Annotated in this window: 14 protein-coding genes; 2 read left to right on the plus strand and 12 right to left on the minus strand. The window is 57.2% G+C overall.

The features are described 5' to 3' along the window. Positions 1-51: 51 nt before the first annotated feature. Entirely contained in the window at positions 52-690 is a 639-nt protein-coding gene (gene yfhb, locus ACR6AS_RS09870; protein WP_111139124.1) for a phosphatidylglycerophosphatase C, read from the minus strand. Between the two features lie 153 nt (positions 691-843). Here yfhb and ACR6AS_RS09875 point away from each other — a divergent pair, with 153 nt between their 5' ends. Then, the gene (locus tag ACR6AS_RS09875) at positions 844-1683 is read left to right on the plus strand and encodes a MurR/RpiR family transcriptional regulator (RefSeq protein WP_111139123.1); all 840 of its coding nucleotides are present in this window, start codon (positions 844-846) and stop codon (positions 1681-1683) included. Positions 1684-1738: 55 nt separating this feature from the next. Continuing rightward, positions 1739-1987, plus strand: coding sequence for a YfhL family 4Fe-4S dicluster ferredoxin (locus ACR6AS_RS09880; protein ID WP_111139122.1), 249 nt, complete (start codon positions 1739-1741; stop codon positions 1985-1987). Here ACR6AS_RS09880 and acpS read toward each other — a convergent pair. The 11 genes from acpS to rpoE form a co-directional block, all read right to left on the minus strand. After that, positions 1984-2364 carry a holo-ACP synthase gene (gene acpS / locus ACR6AS_RS09885; protein WP_111139121.1) on the minus strand — a complete coding sequence of 127 codons (381 nt, stop codon included), beginning with the start codon at positions 2362-2364 and terminating at the stop codon, positions 1984-1986. The two genes, ACR6AS_RS09880 and acpS, sit on opposite strands and share 4 nt — an antisense overlap. Beyond that, a complete protein-coding gene (gene pdxJ / locus ACR6AS_RS09890) occupies positions 2364-3095 on the minus strand; it encodes a pyridoxine 5'-phosphate synthase (RefSeq protein WP_111139167.1) in 732 nt (243 codons plus the stop codon). Before pdxJ ends, acpS begins: the two co-directional genes overlap by 1 nt. A gap of 72 nt (positions 3096-3167) precedes the next feature. Continuing rightward, positions 3168-3896 carry a DNA repair protein RecO gene (gene recO, locus ACR6AS_RS09895; protein WP_111139120.1) on the minus strand — a complete coding sequence of 243 codons (729 nt, stop codon included), beginning with the start codon at positions 3894-3896 and terminating at the stop codon, positions 3168-3170. A gap of 4 nt (positions 3897-3900) precedes the next feature. Next, positions 3901-4806 carry a GTPase Era gene (gene era / locus ACR6AS_RS09900; protein WP_111139119.1) on the minus strand — a complete coding sequence of 302 codons (906 nt, stop codon included), beginning with the start codon at positions 4804-4806 and terminating at the stop codon, positions 3901-3903. A gap of 141 nt (positions 4807-4947) precedes the next feature. Further along, positions 4948-5628 (minus strand): ribonuclease III, encoded by a 681-nt coding sequence (gene rnc, locus ACR6AS_RS09905; protein ID WP_010257656.1) that lies wholly within the window; start codon positions 5626-5628, stop codon positions 4948-4950. Between the two features lie 130 nt (positions 5629-5758). Next, positions 5759-6733 (minus strand): signal peptidase I, encoded by a 975-nt coding sequence (gene lepB, locus ACR6AS_RS09910; protein ID WP_367395702.1) that lies wholly within the window; start codon positions 6731-6733, stop codon positions 5759-5761. 9 nt (positions 6734-6742) lie between these two features. Continuing rightward, positions 6743-8542, minus strand: coding sequence for a translation elongation factor 4 (gene lepA, locus ACR6AS_RS09915; RefSeq protein ID WP_111139117.1), 1800 nt, complete (start codon positions 8540-8542; stop codon positions 6743-6745). A gap of 218 nt (positions 8543-8760) precedes the next feature. Then, positions 8761-9225, minus strand: coding sequence for a SoxR-reducing system protein RseC (rseC, locus tag ACR6AS_RS09920; RefSeq protein WP_111139116.1), 465 nt, complete (start codon positions 9223-9225; stop codon positions 8761-8763). Continuing rightward, positions 9222-10178: a sigma-E factor regulatory protein RseB gene (gene rseB, locus ACR6AS_RS09925; protein ID WP_111139115.1), complete on the minus strand. Its 957-nt coding sequence runs from the start codon at positions 10176-10178 to the stop codon at positions 9222-9224. The genes rseC and rseB overlap by 4 nt, the downstream gene beginning before the upstream one ends. Then, on the minus strand, positions 10178-10831 hold the full coding sequence (rseA, locus tag ACR6AS_RS09930; RefSeq protein ID WP_111139114.1) for an anti-sigma-E factor RseA: 654 nt from the start codon (positions 10829-10831) through the stop codon (positions 10178-10180). Before rseA ends, rseB begins: the two co-directional genes overlap by 1 nt. 30 nt (positions 10832-10861) lie before the next feature. After that, complete coding sequence (gene rpoE, locus ACR6AS_RS09935; protein WP_111139166.1) at positions 10862-11437, minus strand: RNA polymerase sigma factor RpoE; 576 nt, start codon at positions 11435-11437, stop codon at positions 10862-10864. Positions 11438-11504 lie beyond the last annotated feature (67 nt).

Genomic DNA, 11504 nt, shown 5'->3' on the forward strand with positions numbered 1-11504 from the left:
AGGCGACTGAAAAGCGGCGCATTATAGCGATCTCCTCCTGCGTGTCGAAACTTATTCCAGCTGTTGCAGCTCACCGGCAGGTGTCACGCGCCAGCGATGCTGACAGAAAAAGAGCAGCGGGTTGTCCTGCTTGCTGTCGCTGTAGCCGCTGTAGAGCTGCAGCGGTGTGCCGATTTTCTCTTCGAGTTGCGCCACCTTTTCATGCCCCAGGCAGCGCATCGACAGCACCCGGCCGCCCCAGCCGCGCTGCATCTGGCTGGCGATCAGTTTGACCCGCGGCAGAAACGCCGAGTCGTAATAGACCTGCTCCACCAGCGACTGCGGCGATCCGGTAATCAGCCAGACATCGGCATCATCACTGCCCAGATATTCGGTCAGGCGCTGCTGCACCACCGGAAAGGCTCTGACGCGCAGACGGAACCACTGCGCAAATTCGGCTTCCAGCCGCAGCAGGGTCTGTTCTGAGCGGCCAAAGGTAATCGACCAGAGCAGCAGGCTCATGGGCCAGCGGGCTGCCCGCCCTTTCAGCAGCAGGCCGATCCCCACCACCGGCAGCAGTGGTACCACCAGCAGCAGATTGAGCGGGCGGCGACGCAGCAGATAGCGCATAAAGGTGCCAAACATATCCTGCTGGTGCAATGTGCCATCCAGGTCGAAAAATACGATGCGACGATGTGTTCCCCTGGTCAAACAGCTCTCCTTCAGACAGATTCCGGGATGTTAAGAGTAGTGTAGCCATCATCAGGCGGCTCGGCGATGTGTGTCATTTTTAATTCCGATGACTACAATGCCTGATGAATAGTTTATTCTTCTCCGATTATCCCTGAATATTGAGGATTGGGCATGAGTTCATTGCTGCGCATTCGCCAGCTTTATCCCCGTCTGGCATTGAACGAGCGTCGGCTGGCGGATTTTTTACTGTCGCAGCCCGATCGGGCGCGCCACCTGAGTTCGCAGAAGCTGGCGGAAGAGTCCGGCGTCAGCCAGTCAAGCGTTGTCAAGTTTGCCCAGAAACTGGGATACAAAGGTTTCCCGGCGCTGAAGCTGGCCCTGAGTGAGTCACTGGCGGACAAGGATGCCATTACCGTGCATAACCATATCCTCAGCGACGACCCGCTCAAGATGGTGGGCGAAAAGCTGCTGACCGAAAAACTTTCGGCGATCCGTGCCACGCTGGATATTAACAGCGAAGAGAAGCTTAACGACGTGCTGCAGCTGCTGAAGAATGCCCGGCGTATTCTGCTGGTGGGCATCGGCGCATCGGGCCTGGTGGCAAAAGATTTCTCCTGGAAGCTGATGAAGATCGGCATCAATGCGGTCGCGGAGCAGGACATGCACGCGCTGCTGGCCAGCGTTCAGGCGATGGGGCCTGGCGACGTGCTGCTCGCTATCTCCTATACCGGAGAGCGGCGAGAGATCAATCTGGCGGCGCAGGAAGCCGCGCAGGTGGGCGCCGACGTGGTGGCCTTTACCGGCTTTACCCCTAATACGCTGCAGCAAAGTGCCAGCTACTGTCTCTACACGGTGGCCGAAGAGCAGAGCACCCGCAGTGCGGCGATCTCCTCCACCACGGCGCAGCTGGCGCTGACCGATCTGCTGTTTATGGCGCTGGTGCAGAACGATCCTGAACGCGCTTCCAGCCATATCCGCCACAGCGAGGCGCTGGTGAAAAAGCTGGTCTGATCAGCGGCAGCGCGTATAATACCCGCGCTTTTTCTGTTGTTATCAGGTGGGAAAGATGGCGCTGTTGATTACGTCCCGATGCATTAACTGCGATATGTGTGAACCGGAGTGCCCGAACCAGGCCATTTCACTGGGCGATGCGATCTATGAAATCGATGTCAGTCGCTGTACCGAATGCGTCGGCCACTATGAGGTGCCGACCTGTCAGCAGGTCTGCCCTATCGACAACACCATTATTACCAACCCACAGCACATCGAATCACGCGATGCGCTGTGGGAGAAGTTTGTGCTGCTGCACGGCTAGCTTTCGATAATCACCGTGGCACAGGCGTAGTGACGCTCATCGGCCAGGGTGACATGAACCCGGTTTACCCCCAGGTTCTGCGCCACTTCCGCCGCATGCTGGAAGAAACGGAGCCCCGGCTTGCCCAGCTCATCGTTGTAAACTTCAAACTGATTAAACGCCAGCCCGCCGCGAATGCCGGTGCCAAAGGCTTTGGCCGCCGCCTCTTTGACCGCAAACCGCTTGGCGAGAAAGCGCACCGGCTGATGATGGGCCTGATACTGCTGCCATTCCGCTTCGCTCAGGACCCGACGCGCCAGCCTGTCACCGGCGCGTTCAATCACCCCGGCGATGCGTTCAATCTCAACGATGTCGGTGCCCAGTCCCAGAATAGCCATCAGCGACGCGCTTCACGCAGCAGCTGTTTCATCTCTTTCACGGCATCCGGCAGGCCACTCATCACGGCCCGGCCGATAATGGCATGGCCGATGTTCAGCTCGTGCATTTCCGGCAGCGCCGCAATCGGCAGCACGTTGTGGTAGGTCAGACCGTGACCGGCATTCACCTTCAGCCCCAGGCTGGCGGCAAAGGTCGCGGCGTGACGGATCCGCGCCAGCTCGGCGTCGCGTGCCAGCCCCTCTGGTGCTTCGGCGTAGGCACCGGTGTGGATCTCGATGTAGGGTGCGCCGCTGGCCACCGCCGCCTCGATCTGGCGATGGTCGGCATCGATAAACAGCGACACCAGAATGCCCGCATCACTCAGCAGACGCACCGCCGCGTTCATCTTCTCCTGCTGCCCGGCCACATCCAGACCGCCTTCGGTTGTCACTTCCTGACGTTTTTCCGGCACCAGGCAGCAGAAATGGGGGCGGATATCACAGGCGATGCCGATCATCTCATCGGTAACGGCCATCTCCAGATTCATGCGCGTCTGGATGGTGTCACGCAGGATACGCACATCACGGTCGGTGATATGACGCCGATCTTCGCGCAGGTGAACGGTAATGCCATCCGCGCCCGCCTGCTCGGCGATAAACGCCGCCTGCACCGGATCGGGATAGTTTGTGCCGCGGGCATTACGCACCGTGGCAATGTGATCGATATTGACGCCTAACAGCAACTCAGCCATGACCATCCTCACTTCTTTTCCATCGTGATGTTGAGTGTACCGCGCAAACCACGCCAGGCGGTACGACCCGCGCTATTCATCTGCCTGTTCAGGCTTTTTCTTCGGGACAAACTGGCGAAACAGCTCCTGACTTTTCAGCGGCTTGCCGCCCAGATAGGGTTTGAGGGCGATGCGGGTAAAGCGTTTGGCGGCGCGCAGCGTGGCGGCGTCAGGAAAATTCCGCTCAGACAGGGCCCGCAGTTCGCGGCCGGTAAAGCTGCGCTGACCGACCACCAGGCTGGCGATAAAGCCGCGCTCTTCGCGGTAGCTGTAGGTCATCTCATCGCTGACCGCCTCGCCACTGCCGGCGCAGTGCAGGAAGTCGACGCCATAACCCAGATGACCGAGCAGCGCCAGCTCAAAGCGGCGCAGCGCCGGTTCCGGCTGACCGTGGGTGGAGGCTAACGCCTGAAGGCAGTTGAGATAATCGAAGAAGAGTTCGGAGAAGGGAAACTCCTGCTGCAGCACGCGGGAGACCAGCTCATTGACGTAAAGACCGCAGTAGAGCGTGATGCCGCTGAGCGGTAAGGCCAGCGACACCGCTTCGGCATTGCGCAGGGTTTTAACTTCACCGCGCCCGCTCCAGCGCACCAGCAGCGGAGTAAAAGGCTGTAACGCACCTTTCAGCTGCGAGCGCCGCGACCGGGCGCCCTTAGCCAGTACCCGCACCCGCCCTTCGTTTTCGCTGAACAGGTCGAGCAGCAGACTGGTTTCGCTGTAGGGACGACTATGCAGCACAAAGGCGCGTTGCCAGCCTTCCATTGAATCAGAGATCGTCTGTATAACCCAGGCTGCGCAGCGCACGTTCGTCGTCTGCCCAACCGGATTTCACTTTCACCCACAGTTCGAGATGCACTTTGGCTTCAAACATCTCTTCCATATCCCTGCGCGCTTCGGTGCCGATGACTTTAATTTTGGCACCTTTGTTGCCAATCACCATCTTCTTCTGGCCTTCGCGCTCAACCAGAATCAGGCCGTGGATGTCGTAACCGCCGCGTTCGTTCGTCACGAAACGCTCGATCTCCACCGTCACCGAGTAAGGCAGTTCCGCGCCCAGGAAGCGCATCAGTTTTTCACGGATCATCTCCGACGCCATGAAACGCTGAGAGCGGTCGGTGATGTAATCTTCCGGGAAGTGATGATCGGCCTGCGGCAGATGCTTGCGGGTAATCGCCGCAATGGTATCGACGTTCTTGCCGCTTTCCGCCGAGATCGGCACGATATCGAGGAAGTTCATCTGCTGGCTCAGGAACTGCAGATGCGGCAGCAGAACGGTTTTGTCCTGGATGTTGTCGACCTTATTGACCGCCAGCACCACCGGCACTTTGTTGTCGCGCAGTTTGTTCAGCACCATCTCGTCATCGGGTGTCCAGCGCGTGCCTTCGACCACGAAGATCACCAGCTCAACGTCGCCGATCGAACTGCTGGCTGCGCGGTTCATCAGACGGTTAATGGCACGCTTCTCTTCCATGTGCAGGCCGGGGGTATCGACGTAGATCGCCTGATAGTCGCCCTCGGTGTGAATGCCCATGATGCGGTGGCGCGTGGTTTGCGGCTTGCGCGAGGTGATCGACACCTTCTGCCCCAGCAACTGGTTCAGTAAGGTGGATTTACCGACGTTGGGTCGGCCAACAATCGCGACAAAGCCGCAATAAGTAACGTTTTCGCTCATTCGAGTCCTGAATTGTTCAGCGCCTGAAAGGGCGCCGAAAGAGTGCTATTTGAATCGTGTGTCATTCAGCGTCTGCTGACGCCGGGACAGCTCTGCGTCTGGTGTTATCGCGCCACAGCGGACGCCGTGACGCCGGCAGAACTATTCGAGACCTAATTTTATCAGCGCCTGTTCCGCTGCTGCCTGCTCAGCTTTACGGCGGCTGGAGCCGACACCGACAACCGGCTCGGCCATGCCACTCACCTGACAGTGAATGGTAAATTCCTGATCGTGGGCTTCGCCACGGACCTGCACCACCAGATAACTGGGCAGCGGCAGATGACGCCCCTGCAGATACTCCTGCAGTCGCGTTTTCGGATCTTTTTGCTTGTCGCCCGGACTGATTTCGTCGAGGCGGGTCTGATACCAGTCCAGGATCAGCTGCTCAACCCGTTCAATGCTGCTGTCGAGGAAGATACCGCCAATCAGCGCTTCCACCGTATCAGCGAGGATTGATTCGCGACGGAAACCGCCGCTTTTCAGCTCACCCGGCCCTAAACGCAGGCACTCGCCGAGGTCAAATTCGCGCGCCATCTCCGCCAGCGTATTACCGCGTACCAGCGTGGCGCGCATGCGGCTCATGTCACCTTCGTCAACCCGCGGGAAGCGGTGATAGAGGGCATTTGCAATCACATAGCTAAGAATAGAGTCGCCAAGAAATTCCAGGCGTTCATTGTGCTTACTGCTGGCGCTGCGGTGAGTCAGGGCCTGCTGTAACAGTTCCGAATGAGTAAAAGTGTAGCCCAGTTTGCGCTGAAGCTTGTTAATCAGGATGGGGTTCATGCGATTCCAGTTCTTTGTTGCGTCTGTGACTCTGCATACCAAACGGGGCTGGCAATCCAACACGTTCCGTTTGGTGTGCAGTGGCCTCCCTGAGGAGGCCACCCGATTTGCCTGTTAATCAGACAATAATTTAGTGAATACCGCCGATGCGACTGAATCGCACGCCGGTTGGCCACTGCCCTTCTTGTTTCTCAAAGCTCATCCAGATAGCGACCGCTTTACCCACCAGATTACGCTCAGGGACAAAGCCCCAGTAGCGGCTGTCGGCGCTGTTATCACGGTTGTCGCCCATCATGAAGTATTGCCCTTTCGGCACTACCCAGGTCGCCTGCGGCTGACCCGGCTGCTGAAAATACATGCCCGCCTGACTCTGCGCTTCGTTAACCAGCAGGATGTCATGCGTAACGTTGCCGATGGTCTCTTTGCGGGTTCCCAGGCGCAGTCCGCCGCGCAGCGTATCGCCCTGCGGCACCTGATAGAAGCCGTTGCCGGTTTCGTTGCCATCAAAGCCGCTGAAGGTCTGAATAAAATTGCTCGGTTCCACGTCAGTGTAGGTCACCGCTAACGCCGACACGCAGGCTTTTTCATCGGTGCAGGCCGGTTTCACCGTCAGCGTTTTGCTGTAAGGATCATAGATGACTTTGTCGCCCGGCAGGCCAATCACGCGCTTGATGTAGTCCAGGCTCGGATCTTTCGGGTATTTGAATACCGCGATATCACCCCGTTTTGGCTCACCGGTCGGGATCAGCGTGGTCTGGGTAATCGGATCCTTGATGCCGTAGGCAAACTTCTCCACCAGAATAAAATCGCCAATCAGCAGAGTCGGCATCATCGAGCCCGACGGGATCTGGAACGGCTCGTAAATAAACGAACGCACGATGAAGACCACGGCCAGCACCGGGAACACGGAGGCGGTGGTTTCCACCCAGCCTGGCTGAGAAGAGACCTTCGCCAGCGTTTTGCTGTCGAGCGCATTACCGGTCTGGGCCTGGGCCGCCGCCTGTTTCGCACGACGCTCAGGCGCCCATTTGAACCGATCAATAACCCAGACGATGCCAGTAATCAGCGTCGCTATCGCCAGAATCAGGGCGAACATATTAGCCATCAGAAATCCTTATTTGCTGTCCTTACCGACATGCAGAATGGCGAGGAACGCTTCCTGTGGCAGCTCAACGTTACCTACCTGCTTCATGCGTTTCTTACCATCTTTCTGTTTCTGCAACAGTTTCTTCTTACGGCTGACGTCGCCGCCATAACATTTGGCCAGCACGTTTTTACGCAGCTGTTTTACCGTCGAACGGGCGATGATGTGGTTGCCGATGGCAGCCTGAATCGCGATGTCGAACTGCTGACGCGGGATCAGATCTTTCATCTTCTCCACCAGGTCGCGTCCGCGATAAGGGGCGTTGTCGCGGTGCGTAATCAGCGCCAGCGCATCCACACGTTCACTGTTAATCAGAACGTCAACGCGCACCATGTCCGAAGGCTGGAAGCGTTTGAAGTTGTAATCCAGCGAGGCGTAACCGCGCGAGGTTGACTTCAGACGGTCGAAGAAGTCGAGCACCACTTCTGCCATCGGAATTTCATAGGTCAGCGCAACCTGCTTGCCGTGATAAACCATGTTAGTCTGCACGCCACGCTTCTCAATACAGAGCGTAATGACGTTGCCCAGGTACTCCTGCGGCAGCAGCATGTGACATTCGGCAATCGGCTCACGCAGCTCTTCGATGTTGTTCAGCGGCGGCAGCTTGGACGGGCTGTCGACATACACCACTTCACCACTGGTGGTCACCACTTCATAGACTACCGTCGGGGCGGTAGTGATCAGATCGAGGTCATATTCGCGCTCCAGACGCTCCTGAATGATCTCCATGTGCAGCAGACCCAGGAAGCCGCAGCGGAAACCAAAGCCCAGCGCCGTTGAGCTTTCCGGCTCATAGAACAGGGAGGCGTCGTTCAGGCTCAGTTTGCCGAGCGCGTCGCGGAAGGCTTCATAGTCATCAGAGCTGATCGGGAACAGACCGGCATAAACCTGCGGCTTCACTTTTTTAAAGCCTGGCAGCGCTTTGTCCGCCGGATTACGCGCGGTGGTCAGCGTATCGCCCACAGGTGCGCCGAGAATGTCTTTGATGGCGCAGACCAGCCAGCCCACTTCGCCGCAGTTCAGTTCGGTGCGGTCGACCTGTTTCGGCGTGAAGATCCCCAGACGGTCAGCATTGTAGGTCTGACCGGTACTCAGGACTTTGATCTTGTCGCCTTTGCGCATGGTGCCGTTTTTCACACGCACCAGCGAGACAACACCCAGGTAGTTATCGAACCAGGAGTCGATGATCAGCGCCTGCAGCGGGCCATCCGGGTCGCCTTCCGGCGGCGGAATATCGCGCACCAGACGTTCCAGCACGTCCGGTACGCCAACGCCGGTCTTGGCGGAACAGCGCACCGCATCGGCAGCGTCGATACCGACGATATCTTCAATTTCCTGCGCGGCGCGCTCGGGATCGGCGGCGGGCAGGTCAATCTTGTTCAGAACCGGCACCACTTCCAGATCCATCTCCATCGCGGTGTAGCAGTTCGCCAGTGTCTGCGCTTCAACACCCTGACCGGCGTCCACCACCAGCAGTGCGCCTTCACAGGCTGCCAGTGAGCGGGAGACTTCGTAGGAGAAGTCAACGTGGCCCGGGGTATCGATGAAATTGAGCTGGTAAGTTTCGCCGTCTTTCGCGTGGTAATCGAGTGTCACGCTCTGGGCTTTGATGGTAATGCCACGCTCGCGCTCCAGATCCATGGAATCGAGAACCTGCGCAGCCATCTCACGGTCAGTGAGGCCACCACAGATCTGAATAAGGCGGTCAGAGAGCGTAGATTTACCATGGTCGATGTGAGCGATGATGGAGAAATTTCTTATGTGCTTCATTTATTGGGATATCTTCGCTTAAAATTCAGTTGAAAATCTGAGCACAGACACATTCAGGAAGATCGCTCTTTACCCACAATCCTGTCAGCCTCATTAATGACGACGCATATTACACTGTTAACGCCGCGCATAAAAGAATGGAACGTGGTGGAAGCGAAACAGATATCTGCGCAGGGCAGAACAGACAAAGGCCGCGGAGTACGCGGCCTGGACACAGGTTACGCTTCGCTTTCAACACGCAGCGCATCGGGCGGTAAGGCAACGCTGAGAATGACGGGCTGAAAGGCTTCGCGATCGCCAAATTTCATCGACACGCCTTTGGCGACGATGAATCCACCGATGCCGCCCAGCAGCGCGCCACAGGCGGCCGCCAGGTCGCTGCCGAAGAGCGACTGAAACAGCCCCGCCACCAGAAACAGACCAAAGAGCGGCGTCATGTAGACCAGCAGTGCCGATCCGAGCAGGCTGCTCTCTTTAATGCCCAGCTCAATGCGCTGGCCCGGCTGCAGCGGCTTGCTGCTGGCGATCTGCATCACATGCGCATTCTTCGGGCCGAGCTTGTTGAGCATATGGCTGCCGCAGCCTTTACGGGCCTGGCAGCTGTTGCAGGAGGTTTTTGCTTCCGTGTGCAGCGTGGCGATACCATCCTGCCATGCCACCACGGTGGCCCATTCTCTCATCATTTTTGTGACCCCAGGTCAATACTGTCCGCAATGCGTTTCGCGGTAGAGGGCGGCAGTTCGCCGATCACCGCAATCTCGCTATTATTGCGCACAACGGTCTGGACCGTACGACGTCCAGTGCGCAATGTCTGCGTGTTACTGGTTTTATCGGCCGGCGTCACGTTAATGGCAAAGCTAAACAGTCCATCGCTGTAGAGCTTTGACTCCATATTTTTATTCAGGCCCGGCAGCGTACGACGGTTCTGCGACACCAGCGACATCCCGGCGGGTAACCAGCCAGGCTGCCAGCTGAGCGTCACCGCGTCCCCTTTCGGCACGGAGAGCGATGGCGGCAGATTCGCCTTTTCCAGCCCCTGCATCAGGTTGCGTACGCCCTCATCCACCGCAAAGCTGATAACACGGAACTGCTCCAGCGTTTCACCATCGCGGTCGAGCAGATCGATGCGCAGCGGCAGCCTGGTGTCCACGTCCAGCCAGACCACATAACTGTAGCGGGTGCCGTCACGCGACACGATGCGCAGCACATCGCACATCTGATCGGCGATGCGCGAGCGGCCAACCGTGATGAAATCGTAGGCGGAGGAGAGCCTGGCGAAATCCGCAAAAATCACCGAAGGCAGTGCATCGATGATGTGCGTGCCGGGAAGGGAAAAGGGATCGAGTCCGGGTTCAAAATAGCTGATATCGTTGCCACGCTGGATCACTTCCCGGCGCGGTCCATCCATCTGCAGCAGCTGCGCAAAAATCCGGTTATCGATCACCGCGTGACGATAACGCAGCGATTCAATGCCGATGCGGGAGACGTTGATATAGGCGAATTCGTAGTTGAGGTTCTGGCTTGCCTGCTCCATCTGCTGCAATAGCGCCCCGGACGCAGAGGTTTGCGCCGGGGCCGCAGATGACCAGAACAGACTGCCTGCCAGCAGGCTAACAGCATACCAAAGCGGCTTCATTACTGCTGCTGCTGTCCTAATGATTGGTTTCCGGGAACATCAACCTGAGCCTGTTTTGGCGCACTGGTTTCAAACTGCAGCTGATCCGCGTGCAGGCGACGCTGAAGTTCATAGTCCTGCAGCATAGCGTTTACACGACGACGCTGGTCCTGCACCTGCTGATTGGCGCTGTTGGTATCAAACGCATCAGAAGGTACGCCCAGGCTGACCGGAGAGGCTTTGCCCATCATTGGCAGCGTGTTGAAGACCGGCGAGTCGGATGTCTGCGTGGCACTGCCCTGCGGCTGGTTGTAGTGCTGAACACCCACAATGACCGCCAGAGAAACACAGGCCGCGACGCCCACCTGGGTCAGTTGCGCAGCCCACGGACGCGCTTTTTTCCAGAACGGCATTTTTTCCCAGCGGGAAGGTTCTGGCTGAGCTTCAGGGATCAGCGTAGTCACCGTACGCAGCGGCTCTTTTTCAATGGCCGCCGCAACGCGCGCAGAGATATCAAAATGCAGATGCTCGCCAACATCACCGCGCATTGTGTCGCGAATCAGATGATAGCTCGCCCAGCTTTTCTGTAATTCTGCGTCCTTCGACAGGGCGGAAAACAGCTCGTTGTCTAAGGTTTCACCATCCATTAAAGCGGAAAGTTTTTCTTTCTGCATGCCTATGTACCCTTCCAGTAGCCGTTATCACTAACGTTGGATAAGCGGTTGAACTTTGTTATCAATGGCCTCTCGCGCACGAAAGATACGTGATCGAACAGTGCCTACCGGGCAATCCATAATGACGGCGATCTCTTCATAACTCAGACCGTCCAGTTCCCTGAGGGTGATTGCCATACGCAAGTCCTCGGGTAGCGCCTCGATGGTACGAAAGACAATTTGTTTCAATTCGTCAGACAACATTAAGTTCTCAGGGTTCGAAATTTCTTTTAATGCACTCGCACTTTCGAAATTTTCCGCGTCAATCGCATCCACATCGCTGGATGGCGGACGACGCCCCTGAGCAACCAGGTAATTTTTCGCTGTGTTAACCGCAATGCGGTACAGCCAGGTATAAAACGCGCTATCGCCCCGGAAAGAGTCCAGTGCGCGATACGCTTTAATAAAGGATTCCTGTACTACGTCTGGCACGTCGCCCGAAGGAACATAGCGTGAAACCAAACTCGCCACTTTGTGCTGGTAACGAATCACCAGTAAGTTAAACGCTTTTTGATCTCCCTTCTGTACCCGCTCGACAAGGACCTGATCCGTTAACTGCTCGCTCATCCGAGGTAATGTCTCCCCAAATTCTAAATGCATAAAGTAACTGCCAGCACATCTCATCATTCTGAGC

It is taken from the genome of Pantoea phosphatilytica (assembly GCF_051025615.1).
Taxonomy (GTDB): Bacteria; Pseudomonadota; Gammaproteobacteria; order Enterobacterales; family Enterobacteriaceae; genus Pantoea.